The sequence below is a fragment of the Vulcaniibacterium tengchongense genome (genome assembly GCF_003814555.1).
GTDB lineage: Bacteria > Pseudomonadota > Gammaproteobacteria > Xanthomonadales > Xanthomonadaceae > Vulcaniibacterium > Vulcaniibacterium tengchongense.
In genome coordinates, this window is record NZ_RKQN01000002.1 from 526802 (window position 1) to 541705 (window position 14904).

The window sequence follows — 14904 nt, forward strand, 5'->3', positions numbered from 1 at the left end:
CCTGATCCCCGGCCTCCCGCTCCCGCAGGCGGGAGGAGTTGCGCCTTCCTCCGCACCCTGCACGCTTGCTCCCGCTTGCGCGCGCCTGGCCGGCCGGGCTGGCTCGATTCCCCGATCCCCTACCGCGGCCCGCTCACGCCCGCGGGAGAGGGGCCTTGGTGCCCCATCCGCCGCGACCCGGACGCGGATGGGGACCGAGCGTCGCGGACGCCCGGCCGTGTGCGGGCCCGCGTTCCCTCCCTTGCCCGTGGCGCGGGAGCGCGGGGCGATGCCGGTGCGGATGTCGCTGCGCGGGCCCGGCGCCCTCTCGCGCTCGCGGGAGAGGGCCGGGGTGAGGGCACGGCGCGCGCGCAGCAAAAAGGCCCGGCGCGAACCGGGCCTTCGCGTAGGCGGCATGCGCTTCGATGTCAGCGCACGCGGCCGCGGCGGAACAGGTTGACGATGGCCAGCAGCACGATCGCGCCGACCAGGGACAGCAGCAGTCCGCTGATGCTGAAGTCGCCGCTGTTGATGTCGCCCCCGCCGATGCCGAGCACGCTGCCCAGCCAGCCGCCGATGAACGCACCGATGATGCCGACGATGATGTTGAGGATGATGCCCTGCTGCGCATCGGTCCTCATGATCAGGCTCGCCAGCCAACCGATGATGCCGCCGACGATCAGCCAAATGATGATGCCCATATGCAGTCTCCTCTGATCCGTTGACGTGGGAACGCCCAGAAAGGCGGTGGGGCGAGGCGAAGTCTGGCTGTACAGGCGTGACGGAGGCGTCAGAGCAAGAACCGCGCCGCTGCGAGCACCCGCAGCCCGGACGCGGCGGCGGCGATGGCTTACCCTGAGTCGGTTCTTTACGCGCCGTTCGCCTCCGTTCGCCCGCCGATCATGTCCGTTTCCTCCGCTTCCGATGCGGCGCCGGCCTCGCCGGTGCGTTGGGCCTGGCAGCCGCTGCCGCCGCGGCAACCGGCCGAGCCGCTGGCGCGGGCCTGGCTGGCGGCGCAGCTCGGCGCCAGCGCCGAGCGCCTGCCGCTGCAGCGCGACGGCCGCGGGCGCCCGCGGCTGCAACCGCCGTGGGCGGACTGGGACTGCAACTGGAGCCACAGCGGCGAGGCGCTGGCGGTCGCGCTCGGCCGCGATGTCGAGGTCGGCATCGACCTGGAGCGGCTGCGGCCGCGCGCGCGCGCGCTGGAGCTGGCCGCGCGCTTCTTCGCCGCCGAGGAGGTGGCCTGGCTGCACCAGGCGCCGTCGGCCGCGGTGCGCGACCACGCCTTCCTGCGCCTGTGGTGCGCGAAGGAGGCGGTGCTGAAGGCGCACGGCCACGGCCTGGCGTTCGGGCTGCACCGGCTGCGCTTCGCCGACGGCGGCGGCGCACTGCGCCTGGTCGCCTGCGATCCGGCGCTGGGCCGGCCCGCGGACTGGCGGCTGGTGGAACTGCGCCCGGCGCCGGAGTACCTCGGCGCGCTGGCATGGCGCGCGCGCGCCGGCGTCTAGCGGCGCGCCGTGCGGAACGTGCGCGCCGCATCCGGATCGTCGCGGCGCCGATCCGGTGCCGTTCGGCGGCCGGGCCGCAAGCGGGCGGGGAACGGCCGCGTTCGCCCGGCGGCGCGCGGACGCGGCCGCGCGCCGCTTACACTGCGCGGCGCATGAACACGCCCGCCCCCGACCCCGCGTTGCGCCGCCAGCTCGAGGACGGCCTCGACGCGCTCGCGCTCGATCGCGCGCACGCTGCGCCGCTGCTCGACTACCTCGCCCTGCTCGCGCGCTGGAACCGCACCTACAACCTCACCGCGGTGCGCGACCCGCGCGAGATGGTCGCCAAGCACCTGCTCGACTCGCTCGCCATGCACCCGTTCGTCGACGCGCTGCTCGCGCAGGGCGGCGCGCTGGCCGATCTCGGCACCGGCCCCGGCCTGCCCGGGATCCCGCTGGCGATCGTCAAGCCGGGCCTGCGCGTGACCCTGGTCGAGAGCAACGGCAAGAAGGCGCGCTTCCTGCGCGAGGCGACGCGCGCGCTCGGCCTGGCGCAGGCGCGCGTGGCCGAGTCGCGGATCGAGGCGCTGGACGAGCCCGGCGCGTACGCGGCGATCACCGCGCGCGCGCTGGCGACCCTGGCGCAGATCCTGCAGCTGGGCGGGCACCTGCTGGCGCCGCACGGCCGCCTGCTGGCGATGAAGGGCGCCCATCCGGACGAGGAGATCGCCGCGCTGCCGCCGGGCTGGCGGGTGCTGCGCGCGCACCGGCTGGCGGTGCCCGGGCTGGCCGCCGAACGCCACCTGGTCGAGGTCGGCCGCGACGCCGGCTGAGCGGACCGGGGGCGGCGGCGCGCGCCTCGCGTCGGCCGCCCGGCGCCGTCGGTCGCCGCGCCCGGGCGCGCGCGTCGCCGCCCGGGCGCGCCGCGCCGACCCGGGCGGTTCAGGCGCGGGCCGGCCGCGCCCGCCCCGCTGCCGCCGCCATCCGGGCATAATCCCCGGTCCGGCTCCGCGCCGGCTCCTTTCCGTCACTTCGTCAGGACGAGCCGCATGGCCCGCATCATCGCCGTCGCCAACCAGAAAGGCGGGGTCGGCAAGACCACCACCGCGGTCAATCTGGCCGCCGCGCTCGCGAACGCGCCCAAGCGGGTGCTGCTGGTCGATCTCGACCCGCAGGGCAACGCCACCATGGGCAGCGGCGTGGACAAGCGCGAGCTGGAGGCCTCGGTGTGCGAGGTGCTGCTCGGCGAGGCCGGCGTGCGCGGCGCGATCGTGCGCACCGCCGAGCAGTTCGACCTGCTGCCCGGCAACATCGACCTGACCGCGGTCGAAGTGCAGCTGATGGCCGAGCCCGGCCGCGAGCAGCGCCTGCGCAACGCGCTGGAGCCGCTGCGCGGCGAGTACGACTTCATCCTGATCGACTGCCCGCCGGCGCTGTCGCTGCTGACCCTCAACGCGCTGACCGCGGCCGACTCGATCGTCGTGCCGATGCAGTGCGAGTACTACGCGCTGGAAGGCATCAGCGCGCTGCTGGAGACGATCGAGGCGATCAAGGGCCGGCTCAACCCGAAGCTGGAGATCGAGGGCGTGCTGCGCACCATGTTCGACGTGCGCAACAACCTCGCCAACGCGGTCTCGGCCGAGCTGATCAAGCACTTCGGCGACCGCGTGTTCCGCACCATCGTGCCGCGCAACGTGCGCCTGGCCGAGGCGCCGAGCCACGGCCAGAGCATCGTCGGCTACGACCGCGCCAGCCGCGGCGGCATCGCCTACCTCGGCCTGGCCGGCGAGGTGCTGCGCCGCCAGCGCGAGCGCGAGCAGGCCGCGCGCCAGGCGCAGGGCGCCGCCGCGCCGGAGGCCGCGGCATGAGCGCGGCGAAGAAGCGCGGCCTCGGCCGCGGGCTGGAGGCGCTGCTCGGCCCCAAGGCCGCGGCGGAGGCCACCGCGCTGGAGGGGCCGGTCGAGGGCGACGTGCTGCGCACGCTGCCGATCGACGCCCTGGTCGCCGGCAAGTACCAGCCGCGCAAGCACTGGGACCAGGAGAAGCTCGACGAGCTGGCCGAGTCGATCAAGGCCCAGGGCGTGATCCAGCCCATCGTGGTCCGCGACCTCGGCGGCAAGACCTACGAGATCATCGCCGGCGAACGCCGCTGGCGCGCCAGCAAGCTGGCCGGGCTGGCCGAGATCCCGGCGGTGGTGCGCGAGGTCGACGACCGCACCGTGGTGGCGATGGCGCTGATCGAGAACATCCAGCGCGAGGACCTCAACCCGCTGGAAGAAGCCAACGCGCTGCAGCGGCTGATCGACGAGTTCGACCTGACCCACGCCCAGGCCGCCGAGGCGGTGGGCCGCTCGCGCGCGGCGGTGTCGAACCTGCTGCGCCTGCTCGAGCTGCCGGCCGAGATCCGGGTGCTGGTGGAGACCCGCGCGATCGAGATGGGCCACGCCCGCGCGCTGCTCGCGCTGACCCCGCAGGCGGCGATCGCGCTGGCGCGCCAGGCGGCCGAGCACGGCTGGTCGGTGCGCGAGGTCGAGCACCGGGTGCAGCAGCTCAGCGCCGGCGCCATCCCCGGCGGCGCCAGGCCCAGGCCGGCCAAGGCCAAGCCGGCCGCGGACATCGTCTCGCTCGAGCGCGAGCTGTCCGAATCGCTCGGCACCAAGGTCAACGTGCTGCACGGCCGCGGCGGCCGGGGCCGGCTGGTGATCCACTACAGCGACCTCGACTCGCTCGAGGGCGTGCTGGAACGGCTGCGCAGCAGGGCCGAATGAGCCGCACCGGCGCCTGGGCGGGCGGGATCGGGCCGCGGGCGGAACCCCGCGGTCCGGGAGCGAGCGGCGGGGAGCGGGGAGCGGGCGCGATGCCCGCGCGCGCCGCGTTCGCCCCGGCTGGCGGGTCGCTGCGGCCTCGCGGCCCGGCTACGCGACGCGCGCCATGAACCCCTATCGCTACCGCGCCGCCCTGCGCGCCACCCACCCGCACGCCGACCTGGCGCCGCTGTTCGACGCCCTGCAGCTGCGGCCCACCCGCCTGTGGACCGCCGGCCAGCCGCGGCCGGGCGCGGGCGGCGGCGAGGCGCGCTACCGCGACAGCTACGCCGCCGCCGCGCTGACCGGCGGCGAGGCGCGCGCCTGGAGCGTGGAGCCGCTGGAAGACTTCCTGCAACGCACGCTCGCCAGACTGGAACCGCACCGGCCCGCGTTCGAGCGCCTGGCCGCCGGCGGCGGCCGCGGCGAACTGGCGCTGGAGCTGTCCGGCGGCGCGCGCTTCGGCTTCGCCGTGAGCGCGGCGGTGTGCGAAGCCCTCACACGCCTGAAGCTATCTTTCGCCATCGACGTCTACCCTGGTCCCGATGACTGAACCCATCCTCGTCACCGGCGCGGCCGGCTTCATCGGCGCCTACGTCTGCCGCGAACTGCGCGGCCGCGGCGCCCACGTGGTCGGCCTGGACAACTACAACGACTACTACGACCCGCAGCTCAAGCGCGACCGCGTCGCCGCGCTGTGCCCGGACGTGGACATCCGCGCGCTCGACCTCGGCGACCGCGCCGGCCTGGCCGCGCTGTTCGACGAGGTCGCGCCCACCCGGGTGATCCACCTGGCGGCGCAGGCCGGCGTGCGCTATTCGCTGACCAATCCGCACGCCTACGTCGACAGCAACCTGGTCGGCTTCGTCAACCTGCTCGAACTGTGCCGGCACCGCGGCATCGCCCACCTGGTCTACGCCAGCTCCTCGTCGGTGTACGGCGATTCGGCGGTGCCGCCGTTCTCCGAGGACCAGCGGGTCGACCGGCCGCGCTCGCTGTACGCGGCGACCAAGGCCGCGAACGAGCTGATGGCCTACACCTACGCCCAGCTCTACGGGCTGCGCGCCACCGGCCTGCGCTTCTTCACCGTGTACGGCCCGTGGGGTCGGCCGGACATGGCGCCGTTGCTGTTCTCGCGCGCGGTGCTGGCCGGGCGGCCGATCGAGGTGTTCAACCACGGCAAGATGCGCCGCGACTTCACCTTCATCGACGACATCGTCGCCGGGGTGCTGGGCGCGCTCGGGCACCCGCCGGCGGACGCGCCGCCGCACCGGGTGTTCAACCTCGGCAACCACACGCCGGTGGAGCTGGAGCGCTTCATCGCGGTGATCGAGGCCGCCGCCGGCAGGCCGGCGCAGAAGGTGTACAAGCCGATGCAGCCCGGCGACATGATCGAGACCATGGCCGACACCTCGCGCGCGCACGCCGCGTTCGGCTTCGACCCGGCGACCTCGATCGACGCCGGGCTGCCGCAGGTCGTGGCCTGGTGCCGCGACTACTTCGGCGCCCGCGCCTGAGTCGCTGAACGCGAGCCCGCCTGGCCGCGCCGGCGCGGATGCGCCGCCGCGCGGTTCGCCGTACCCTCCCCACACCGCCGCGCCCGCCGCCCGGCGCCGGTTCCCGCGAGCCCCCATGAGCCCTGCCGCCCCCCGCCTGTCCGTCGTCGTTCCGGTGTTCAACGAGCGCGACAACGTCGCCCCGCTGGTGCGCGAGATCCTCGCCGCACTGCGCGGCCGGGTCGCGTTCGAGATCGTCTACGTCGACGATTGCTCGCGCGACGACACCCTCGCGGCGCTGCGCGAGCTCAAGCGCGAGGTGCCGGAGCTGCGCGTGCTGCACCACGTCCGCCAGAGCGGGCAGAGCACCGCGATCCGCACCGGGGTCAAGGCCGCGCGCGGCGAATGGATCGCCACCCTCGACGGCGACGGCCAGAACGACCCGGCCGACATCCCCAGGCTGCTGGCCGAGCGCGAGCGCGCCGCGCCGGAGGTCAAGCTGTTCGCCGGCTGGCGCGTGCAGCGCCGCGACAGCGGCAGCAAGCGCTGGGCGTCGAAGTGGGCCAACGCGATCCGCGCGCGGATGTTGCGCGACGACACGCCCGACACCGGATGCGGCATCAAGCTGTTCGAGCGCGAGGCCTTCCTCGACCTGCCCTACTTCGACCACATGCACCGCTTCCTGCCGGCGCTGATGCAGCGCGCCGGCTGGAAGACGGTCAGCGTGCCGGTCAACCACCGCCCGCGCGGCGCCGGCGTGTCCAAGTACAACAACCTGCAGCGCGCGCTGGTCGGCATCCGCGACCTGCGCGGCGTGGCCTGGCTGATCGCGCGCAGCCGGCTCACGCCGGTGCGGGAGATCGACTAGCCGCCCGCGCCTGCGCGGCGCGCCGGAAGCGGAGGCCGGCGACGCCCCGACGAACGGCGCGCGCGCGACAACGACCTCCCGGGCGCGCCGCCCGGCCCTCTCGGAAAACCCCATGCTCGCCGACTTCATGAACACCCCGATCGCCTGGCTGGAATGGACCGGGCTGCACATGTCGCCGTGGAAGATCATCGGCCTGACCGGCGCGCTGATGTTCGGCGGCCGCTGGCTGGTGCAGTTCCTGGCCTCGCGCAAGCACGGCAAGCCGGTGATCCCGCGGCTGTTCTGGTACATGAGCCTGGTCGGCTCGGTGATGACCCTGGCCTACTTCCTGTTCTCGCAGAAGCAGGACGCGGTCGGCGTGGTGCAGAACCTGTTCCCGGCCTTCACCGCCGCCTACAGCCTGTACCTGGACATCAAGCACCGCGGCTGGAACCGCGACCGCGCCGGCCACTGAGGCGGCGCGGAGCGCCCGGTTCGGCCAACCGCGGCGGCCGGCGGGATGCGAAGATCGGCGCCTCGCTCCCGGGGAGATACCGCATGAAACGACTCGCGCTCGCCGTCCTGTTGGCCCTGCCCGGCGCCTGCGCCGTGGCCGCGGCGCCGCCCGCGGTCGCGCCGGCGACCTCCGCCGACGCCCGCTTCGAGGCGATCCACACCCGCGAATGGGCCTGGCGCCAGGAGCAGCTCGGCATCGCCGACGAGGACGGCGACGGCAGCGGCGACCGCCACCGCCTGCCCGCGGTCGACCCGGCCAGTCAGGCCGCGCGGCTGCGGGTGTGGCAGGACGTGCTGCGCCAGCTCGACGCGATCGACCCGGCCCAGCTCAGCGCCGGGAACCGGGTGAACCTCGCCATCTACCGCGCCCAGGTCGAGAACCTCGCCGCCGACGTGCGCTTCCGCGCCTACGAGATGCCGTTCAATTCGGACTCCTCGTTCTGGTCGAACCTCGGCTTCATGACCCGCCGGCCGCTGCGCAGCGCCGAGCAGTACCGCGCCTACATCGATCGCCTCGCCGACGTGCCTCGCTACTTCGACGAGCACATCGCCAACATGCGCGCGGGCCTGGCGCGCGGCTTCAGCGTGCCGCGCGCGGTGCTGGACGGGCGCGACGCCTCGATCGCCGCGGTCGCGCAGCTGAAGGACCCGGAGCAGTCCAAGTTCTTCGAGCCGCTGAAGAAGATGCCGGCCTCGATCCCGGCCGAGGAGCAGCAGCGCCTGCGCGAGGCCGCGCGCGCGGCGATCCGCGACCGGCTGATCCCGGCCTACGCCCGCCTGCTGGCGTTCTTCCGCGAGGAATACCTGCCGCAGGCGCGCACCACCCTGGCCGCCGAGGCGATGCCGGACGGCGCGGCGTACTACCGCCAGCAGATCCGCGAGTACACCACGCTCGACCTCGACCCCGAGCAGATCCACCGCATCGGCCTGGAGGAGGTGGCGCGGATCCAGGCGGAGATGGACGCGATCATCCGCCGGGTCGGCTTCAAGGGCGACTTCGCCGCGTTCCTGGCGTTCCTGCGCACCGACCCGCAGTTCTACGCCGCCACGCCGCAGCAGCTGCTCGAGCGCGCGGCGTGGATCGCCAAGCGCGTCGACGGCGAGCTCGGCAAGTTCATCGGCACGTTGCCGCGCGAGCGCTTCACCATCGTGCCGGTGCCGGACGACATCGCGCCGTTCTGGACCAGCGGCCGCGGCGGCGCCGGCACCTACTGGGTCAACACCTACGACCTGCGCTCGCGCCCGCTGTACAACCTGCCGGCGCTGACCCTGCACGAGGCCGCGCCCGGCCATGCGCTGCAGGGCTCGCTGGCCAAGGAGCACGCGGCGCAGCCGGAGTTCCGCCGGCGCAGCTATATCTCCGCCTACGGCGAGGGCTGGGGCCTGTACAGCGAGAAGCTGGGCCAGGAGATGGGCATCTACGAGACGCCCTACGAGGAGTTCGGCCGCCTGACCTACGAGATGTGGCGCGCCTGCCGGCTGGTGATCGACACCGGCATCCACCACAAGGGCTGGAGCCGCGAACAGGCCCAGGCCTACCTGCGCGAGCGCACCGCGCTCAGCGAGCACGAGGTGGTGACCGAAGTCGACCGCTACATCTCCTGGCCGGGCCAGGCGCTGAGCTACAAGCTCGGCGAGCTCGCGATCGTCCGCCTGCGCCGCGAGGCCGAGCAGGCGCTGGGCCCGAAGTTCGACCTCAAGGCCTTCCACGACGTGGTCCTGGGCCAGGGCTCGGTGCCGCTGCCGGTGCTGGAGCAGCAGGTGCGCGACTACATCGCCAAGTCGGCGCCGGCCAAGGCCGGTTGATCGCCGTGCCCCAGGCCGGGCGCGCAGGATCGCTTGCCGACGAGCCCGGTCGGCGCCAATGTCGGCGCGCCGCCGCCGGCGCCGCGGCCTGTTCATTCCCAGGGAGGAAGTCCCTGCGCACGACCGTCACCACTGCCGTTCCGCCCGCCAGCCTCGTCGCCGCGCCGGCCAGCCCGGCCGCCGACTCGTACGCCTTCGGCAACCGCGCACTGGCCGTGGGCGATCCGGTCGGCCGCTTGGCGGAGCTGGCCGGCCCGCCGGTCCACAAGGAGGTCGTCGAGAACGAATTCGGCGCCCAGGTAGCCGAAACCTGGGAATACCGCCGCGACGGCAAGTCGCTGCTGATCACGGTCAAGGACGGCAAAGCCCAGCAGATCCGGGAGCTCCACTGAGCGCTGTCCCGGGCTGCGGGCCCTGTGGCCAATCGCCCGGCTTGTGGATAAGTGCTTGCCCAGGCGCCCGCGGCCAGGCATAATGCCCGGCTCGCTGCGTCCGGTCGGCCGAAAGGCCGGGACCGGGCGGCCCGGAAGCACGGTTCCGGTCCGCCGCCGGCAGCGGACCCGTCCTCCCGCATCGTGCGCCGTCCCTGCGACGGCGGGGCCGCCGCCTCCCTGGCCAAGGGAAGCTCCTTTTGCGGATCCCTCCGCAAGAACAACCGAGGTGCGTATGTCCCGCGTATGCCAAGTCACCGGCAAGCGCGTGCAGACCGGCAACAACGTCTCGCACGCCAACAACAAGACCCGCCGCCGCTTCCTGCCGAACCTGCACGAGCGCCGCTTCTGGGTCGCTTCCGAAAACCGTTGGGTGAAGCTGCGCGTTTCCGCGCAGGCCCTGCGCACCATCGACAAGAACGGCATCGACGCCGTCCTGGCCGAGCTGCGCGCCCGCGGCGAAAAGATCTGAGTCTGAGGAGCAACGAACCATGGCTTCCAAGCGCGACAAAATCCGCCTGATCTCCTCGGCCGGCACCGGTCACTTCTACACCACCGACAAGAACAAGAAGAACACGCCGAACAAGATGGAGATCAAGAAGTTCGATCCCGTCGTTCGCAAGCACGTGATCTACAAGGAAGGCAAGATCAAGTGATGCAGTGACGCCTGCGCGCCAAGCGCAGCCTTCGTCGCCGCATCATCCCCGCGGAAGCGGGGATCCGCACGACAGCCCGCCGCCCGGCGGGCTGTCGTGTTTCCGGCGGCCGAACGCGGCCACGGCCTCCATCCTCCCGCCGCGAAGGCGCAGGGGAAAAGCCGGCCCCGCGCCTTCCGGGCGCTATCCGGGGTTGAGCTCCAGGCCGCATCGATACTTCTTTCCATCCACGGCCATGGTGAAGAACGGCCTGCGGTCGAGCGTCGCTGCGCCTGCGTCCGGATCGGGCAAGGGGCCGAAGCGGACGAACTCACCGTCTTGCCGTTGGCCAGCCTCGCCGAAGCGAACCGGCCTTCCGCGTCCGGGTCGAAAATCGCTTCGCCCCAGGAGCGGAACCACCGCCGGCTCTCTCCCCCGGTTGCCCGGAAAACGTCCACGTCGAGCGCACGGCGCTGTTGCTGCGCGGCCAGCCCAGGCGCCGGGCATCGCTGCCGGAAATCCCGCCCATCCCGATGTTCAACGACTCCGCGCCCATCGAGCAGGAGAAGACTTCGTTCCAGGTGAAGCGGTCCTCGAACTTTTGCCTGCCGTCTTCGCGTCGGACGCGACCTGCGCACTCCCGGCCGACGGCCGCCTGGCGGCATCGGCATCGCCCGGGGCTTCGGCCGGCGTGCATGCGGCCAGAGCGAACAGCAGCACCCCGGCCGCCGGCAGCGCGCACCGGCGCCGCCATGCGTCCGATGCCCGCGAGCGGTTCGGGCCGGCCCGCGGCCTCGTCTAGGCCTGCACCGCCTGCCGCTGCGCGGCGAGGAAGGCGCGCAGCGACGCCGGCTTGACCGGCTTGGTCAACACCCGGCAATCGCGTTCGCGCGCGGCGTGCTTGAGCGCATCGCTGCCGTCGCCGGTGAGCAGCGCCGCCGGCAGCGCGCGGCCGCAGCGTTCGCGCAGCGCGTCGATCACGCCCAGGCCGTCGAGCCGGTCGTGCAGGTGGTAGTCGACCAGGGCCACGTCCGGCGCGCCGCGCTCGGGATCGTCGAGCAGCGCCAGCGCGTCGTCGGCGCTGGCGGCGAGCAGCGGCACCGCGCCCCAGCGCTGCAGCAGCGCGCGCATGCCGTCGAGGATCTCGCGGTCGTTGTCCACGCACAGCACGCGCAGGCCGGCCAGAGCGTCGCCGCCGGCCGCCACGCGCACCGGCGCCGCCGGCACCGCCGGCAGCGCACGCCCGAGCGGCACCGTGATCGAGAACATGCTGCCGGCGCCGACCCGCGAGCGGACCCGCAGCGGGTGGTCGAGCATGCGCGCGATGCGCTGGCAGATCGACAGGCCCAGGCCGAGCCCGCGTTCGCCGCCGCCGGCCTGGTCGAAGCGGCGGAACTCGTCGAAGATCTGGGTCAGGTGGTGCTCGGAGATGCCCGGACCGGTGTCCCAGACCTGCAGCTCGACCAGGCCGCCGCGCGGCCGGGCGGCGATCAGCACGCCGCCCTCGCGGGTGTAGCGCAGCGCGTTGGCGAGGAAGTTCTGCAGCGCGCGACGCAGCAGGCGGCGGTCGCTGCGCACCGGGCACGGCGCCTGCGGCGCGCGCACGTGCAGCTGCAGGCCGCGGCCGGCCGCGACCGGCGCGTACTGCACCGCCAGCTCGCGCAGCAGCTCGTGCGCGTCGAAGTCCGACAGCTGGATGCGCAGCGCGCCGGCGTCCAGGCGCGAGATGTCGAGCAACCCGTCGAGCAGGTCCTCGGCGGCGCGCAGCGAGGCGTCGACGCGCTCGGCCAGGCGCGCGCGCTCGTCGGGATCGGCGGTCTCGCGCAACGCGGTGGCGAACAGGCGCGCGGCGTTGAGCGGCTGCAGCACGTCGTGGCTGATCGCGGCGAGGAAGCGGGTCTTGGACTGCTGCGCGGCCTCGGCCTCGCGGGTGCGCTGCTCGACGCGCTGCTCCAGCGTCTCGTTGATCTCGCGTAGGCTCTGCTCGGCGCGCTTGTAGTCGGTGACGTCGCTGTAGGTGGTGACGTAGCCGCCGCCCGGGAGCGGCTGGCCGCGCATCTCGATCACCTGGCCGTTGGCGCGCACGCGCTCGAACACGTGCGGGCTGCCCGCGCGCAGGTGCGCCAGGCGCCGCCGCACCTGCTCGTCGATGTCGCCCGGGCCCATCTCGCCGCGCTCGGCGTTCCAGCGGATCAGGTCGCTGACCGGGCGGCCGACGTAGAGCATGCCGTCGGGATACTCGAACAGCTCCTGGTAGCGGCGGTTCCACGCCACCAGGCGCAGCTCGGCGTCGACCACGCTGACGCCCTGGCTGATGTTCTCCAGCGTGGTGGAGAGGATCTGCCGGTTGAAGCGCAGCTCCTGGTTGGCCTCGTCGAGCAGCGCGACCACCTCGCCCAGCTCCATGCCCGAGCCGCGCAGCGCCGAGGTCAGGGTCAGGCGCGCCGAAGCGGCGCCGATCGCCGAGGCGAGCAGGCGCTCGGTGAATTGCGCCAGCGCGCGGTCGGCCGGCTGCTCCGGCTGCCAGGGGCGGCCCTGCGCCTGCGCGTAGTCCTCGAACGCGCGGCGCGCGTGGCGCTCGCCGACGATGCGCTCGGCCAGCGCCAGCAGCTCGCCGCTGCGCACGTTGCCGGCCCAGCCGCCCGGGCCCAGCGCCGGGCGCTGCGCGTACGGGTCGAGGAACGGCGCCGCCAGCAGCTGGTCCTGCAGGCGCGGGCGCTGCCGCACCGACACCATCACGAACGCGCCGACGTTGAACAGCAGCGACCAGAACACGCCGTGGGTCAGCGGATCCCAGCCCTGCAGGCCGAACAGCTGCTCCGGCCGCAGCCAGGCGATGCCGAGCGGGCCGCGGTCGATCCATTCGCTGTCGAACCAGCCGCGCGCCAGCGCCGGCAGCAGCAGCGTGTACAGCCACGCCAACCCGCCGGCCAGCAGCCCCGCGAACGCGCCGGCGCGGCTGGCGCCGCGCCAGTACAGTCCGCCGATCAACGCCGGCGCGAACTGCGCCACCGCGGCGAAGGCGAGCAGGCCGTGCTGCGCCAGCGTGTCCTGGCCGCTTGCGTCGAAGTAGGCGGAGCCGCGGTGATAGGCGTAGGCCAGCATCGCCAGCAGCAGGATGTTGGTGCGGCGCACCCACAGCACCTGGCGGTCGATGCCCTGGCCCTCGCGCAGCGCGCCGCTGCGCAGCAGCAACGGCACCACCAGGTCGTTGCTCACCATCGTCGCCAACGCCACGCTGGCGACGATCACCATGCCGGTCGCGGCGGAGAAGCCGCCGATGTAGACGAACAGCGCCAACGCCTCGCGCTGCTGGGTCAGCGGCAGCGCCAGCACGTAGGTGTCCGGCGACACGCCGGTGCCGGTCAGCAGCGCCTGCCCGGCCAGGGTGATCGGCACCACCAGCAGCGAGATCAGCGCCAGGTAGCCGCCGAACAGCCAGCGCGCCGGGCGCAGGTCGGCGGGGTCCTGGCATTCGACCACGGCGACGTGGAACTGGCGCGGCAGGCACACGATGGCGGCGAACGCGAGCAGCGTCTGCGCGACGAAGCCGGTCGGCAGCCCCGGCGCGAACACCACGTCCGCGGCCTGCACGATGCGCTGCGGCAGCGCGCCGGTGCCGGGCAGGTGCAGCAGCGCGAACACGCCCACCGCGACGAACGCGACCAGCTTGACCAGCGATTCCAGCGCCACCGCCAGCACCATGCCGCGGTGGTGCTCGGTCGCGTCGATCTCGCGCGTGCCGAACAGGATCGCGAACGCCGCCAGCAGCAGGGCCACGTAGAACGCCGGGTCGGCGAACAGGCCGGCGTCGCCGGGCACGCCCGACAGCACCTGGATGCTCATCGCCACCGCCTTGAACTGCAGCGCCACGTACGGCACCGCGGCGATCAGCGCCAGCGCCGCGACCAGCGCCGCCAGCCCCGGCGCGCGGCCGTAGCGCGAGGACAGGAAGTCGGCGATGGAGACGATGCGGTGCTGGCCGGAGATCAGCACCAGCCGTTCGAGGATGCGCCAGCCGAACACCAGCAGCAGCAACGGCCCGAGGTAGATCGGCAGGAACCCCAGCCCGGTGCGCGAGGCGGTGCCGACCGCGCCGTAGAACGTCCACGACGAGCAGTACACCGCCAGCGCCAGCGAGTACACCATCGGACGCAGCCAGCGCTGGCGCGCGGACGGCTCGCGCTGGTCGCCGTAGTAGGCGACCGCGAACAGCACGCCGACGTAGCCCGCCGACACCAGCAGCAGTATCCAGCCGGGGATCACCCGCTCGCGCCTCCTCCGAACGGGCCGAGTGTACGTCGCGGGAGGAGGACCGCGGCGGGGGCGGCGCCGTGGCCGCGGCCACGGCCGGGGCGGCGACCGGGCCGGTCGGCGCGGGCCGGGGGCGTGATCGTGGCCGTCCGGCGCCCGTGCTGCCCCTGGCGGCCCAGGTCCGCCGGCCCGGGATACCGCTGTGCGAGCGCGGCGGTCGCCCTTCCGCGGCGTGGCCGGCCGACCTCGCCGGACACCTGGCGGCTGGGCCGGGGCCCGCAGGCGCGCGCGACTGCGGTCCGGCAGCTTGCGTCTGCTGGCCAGGAATGACGGGCGCAAGCCCGGCGTGACGGCCAAAGGCGTGTTCGCCGCCGCCGGGTTCCCCCGGCGGCCGGGAGCAACGCTTCCGATCTCACGTCAGGAGCCGCGATGGTCGCCTCGTTGATAAACCCTGGCAGGGGCGAGGCCACGCGACCGCCGGCGGCCACGCCCGCACGGCATCGCCATGCCGGCCGCGAACCGCCGGCGCCGCGCGAGTGTCGCCGTGAACCGTTCCCTCCTCCCGGGTCGAGCCGATGCCGTCGCGCTCGGTGACGAACAGCCGATCGCCGTGGCCGGCGACGGTCATCCGTTGGGCGGATTCAAGCTGG

Annotated in this window: 13 protein-coding genes and 1 pseudogene; 12 read left to right on the plus strand and 2 right to left on the minus strand. The window is 73.7% G+C overall.

Annotation, left to right across the window (positions count from 1 at the left end):
* Nucleotides 1-407: 407 nt before the first annotated feature.
* Nucleotides 408-680, minus strand: coding sequence for a GlsB/YeaQ/YmgE family stress response membrane protein (locus tag EDC50_RS08725; protein ID WP_123770091.1), 273 nt, complete (start codon nucleotides 678-680; stop codon nucleotides 408-410).
* A 201-nt stretch (nucleotides 681-881) separates the two neighbouring features.
* On the opposite strand from EDC50_RS08725, the gene EDC50_RS08730 reads away from it, so the two are divergent.
* From EDC50_RS08730 to rpmG, 12 genes and pseudogenes are all read left to right on the plus strand, one after another.
* Nucleotides 882-1487, plus strand: coding sequence for a 4'-phosphopantetheinyl transferase family protein (locus EDC50_RS08730; RefSeq protein WP_123770092.1), 606 nt, complete (start codon nucleotides 882-884; stop codon nucleotides 1485-1487).
* Nucleotides 1488-1639: 152 nt separating this feature from the next.
* On the plus strand, nucleotides 1640-2299 hold the full coding sequence (gene rsmG / locus EDC50_RS08735) for a 16S rRNA (guanine(527)-N(7))-methyltransferase RsmG (protein WP_123770093.1): 660 nt from the start codon (nucleotides 1640-1642) through the stop codon (nucleotides 2297-2299).
* Between the two features lie 216 nt (nucleotides 2300-2515).
* Entirely contained in the window at nucleotides 2516-3334 is an 819-nt protein-coding gene (locus EDC50_RS08740) for a ParA family protein (RefSeq protein ID WP_123770094.1), read from the plus strand.
* A complete protein-coding gene (locus tag EDC50_RS08745) occupies nucleotides 3331-4233 on the plus strand; it encodes a ParB/RepB/Spo0J family partition protein (RefSeq protein ID WP_123770095.1) in 903 nt (300 codons plus the stop codon). Before EDC50_RS08740 ends, EDC50_RS08745 begins: the two co-directional genes overlap by 4 nt.
* A 163-nt stretch (nucleotides 4234-4396) precedes the next feature.
* On the plus strand, nucleotides 4397-4822 hold the full coding sequence (locus EDC50_RS08750; RefSeq protein WP_123770096.1) for a hypothetical protein: 426 nt from the start codon (nucleotides 4397-4399) through the stop codon (nucleotides 4820-4822).
* Nucleotides 4815-5786 carry an NAD-dependent epimerase/dehydratase family protein gene (locus tag EDC50_RS08755; protein ID WP_123770097.1) on the plus strand — a complete coding sequence of 324 codons (972 nt, stop codon included), beginning with the start codon at nucleotides 4815-4817 and terminating at the stop codon, nucleotides 5784-5786. Before EDC50_RS08750 ends, EDC50_RS08755 begins: the two co-directional genes overlap by 8 nt.
* A gap of 115 nt (nucleotides 5787-5901) precedes the next feature.
* On the plus strand, nucleotides 5902-6633 hold the full coding sequence (locus tag EDC50_RS08760) for a glycosyltransferase family 2 protein (protein WP_123770098.1): 732 nt from the start codon (nucleotides 5902-5904) through the stop codon (nucleotides 6631-6633).
* A 112-nt stretch (nucleotides 6634-6745) separates the two neighbouring features.
* The gene (locus EDC50_RS08765; RefSeq protein ID WP_123770099.1) at nucleotides 6746-7087 is read left to right on the plus strand and encodes a lipid-A-disaccharide synthase N-terminal domain-containing protein; all 342 of its coding nucleotides are present in this window, start codon (nucleotides 6746-6748) and stop codon (nucleotides 7085-7087) included.
* Between the two features lie 83 nt (nucleotides 7088-7170).
* Nucleotides 7171-8956 (plus strand): annotated as a pseudogene (locus EDC50_RS08770) (DUF885 domain-containing protein); the annotation flags it as partial.
* The gene (locus tag EDC50_RS08775) at nucleotides 8931-9326 is read left to right on the plus strand and encodes a hypothetical protein (protein WP_123770101.1); all 396 of its coding nucleotides are present in this window, start codon (nucleotides 8931-8933) and stop codon (nucleotides 9324-9326) included. The pseudogene EDC50_RS08770 and the gene EDC50_RS08775, both read left to right, overlap by 26 nt.
* A 274-nt stretch (nucleotides 9327-9600) precedes the next feature.
* A complete protein-coding gene (gene rpmB / locus EDC50_RS08780; protein WP_123770102.1) occupies nucleotides 9601-9837 on the plus strand; it encodes a 50S ribosomal protein L28 in 237 nt (78 codons plus the stop codon).
* Between the two features lie 19 nt (nucleotides 9838-9856).
* Nucleotides 9857-10021 (plus strand): 50S ribosomal protein L33, encoded by a 165-nt coding sequence (gene rpmG, locus EDC50_RS08785; protein ID WP_123770103.1) that lies wholly within the window; start codon nucleotides 9857-9859, stop codon nucleotides 10019-10021.
* A 777-nt stretch (nucleotides 10022-10798) separates the two neighbouring features.
* Here rpmG and EDC50_RS08790 read toward each other — a convergent pair.
* On the minus strand, nucleotides 10799-14266 hold the full coding sequence (locus tag EDC50_RS08790; protein ID WP_123770104.1) for a hybrid sensor histidine kinase/response regulator: 3468 nt from the start codon (nucleotides 14264-14266) through the stop codon (nucleotides 10799-10801).
* Nucleotides 14267-14904: the final 638 nt, after the last annotated feature.

What these genes read in the sequence shown, in the direction of transcription:
- EDC50_RS08750 (WP_123770096.1), top strand. Translation starts at nt 4,397, where the DNA reads ATGAACCCCTATCGCTACCGCGCCGCCCTGCGCGCCACCCACCCGCAC.
- EDC50_RS08730 (WP_123770092.1), top strand. Translation starts at nt 882, where the DNA reads ATGTCCGTTTCCTCCGCTTCCGATGCGGCGCCGGCCTCGCCGGTGCGT.
- EDC50_RS08760 (WP_123770098.1), top strand. Translation starts at nt 5,902, where the DNA reads ATGAGCCCTGCCGCCCCCCGCCTGTCCGTCGTCGTTCCGGTGTTCAAC.
- EDC50_RS08740 (WP_123770094.1), top strand. Translation starts at nt 2,516, where the DNA reads ATGGCCCGCATCATCGCCGTCGCCAACCAGAAAGGCGGGGTCGGCAAG.
- EDC50_RS08765 (WP_123770099.1), top strand. Translation starts at nt 6,746, where the DNA reads ATGCTCGCCGACTTCATGAACACCCCGATCGCCTGGCTGGAATGGACC.
- EDC50_RS08755 (WP_123770097.1), top strand. Translation starts at nt 4,815, where the DNA reads ATGACTGAACCCATCCTCGTCACCGGCGCGGCCGGCTTCATCGGCGCC.
- EDC50_RS08725 (WP_123770091.1), bottom strand. Translation starts at nt 680, where the DNA reads ATGGGCATCATCATTTGGCTGATCGTCGGCGGCATCATCGGTTGGCTG.
- rpmB (WP_123770102.1), top strand. Translation starts at nt 9,601, where the DNA reads ATGTCCCGCGTATGCCAAGTCACCGGCAAGCGCGTGCAGACCGGCAAC.
- EDC50_RS08745 (WP_123770095.1), top strand. Translation starts at nt 3,331, where the DNA reads ATGAGCGCGGCGAAGAAGCGCGGCCTCGGCCGCGGGCTGGAGGCGCTG.
- rpmG (WP_123770103.1), top strand. Translation starts at nt 9,857, where the DNA reads ATGGCTTCCAAGCGCGACAAAATCCGCCTGATCTCCTCGGCCGGCACC.
- rsmG (WP_123770093.1), top strand. Translation starts at nt 1,640, where the DNA reads ATGAACACGCCCGCCCCCGACCCCGCGTTGCGCCGCCAGCTCGAGGAC.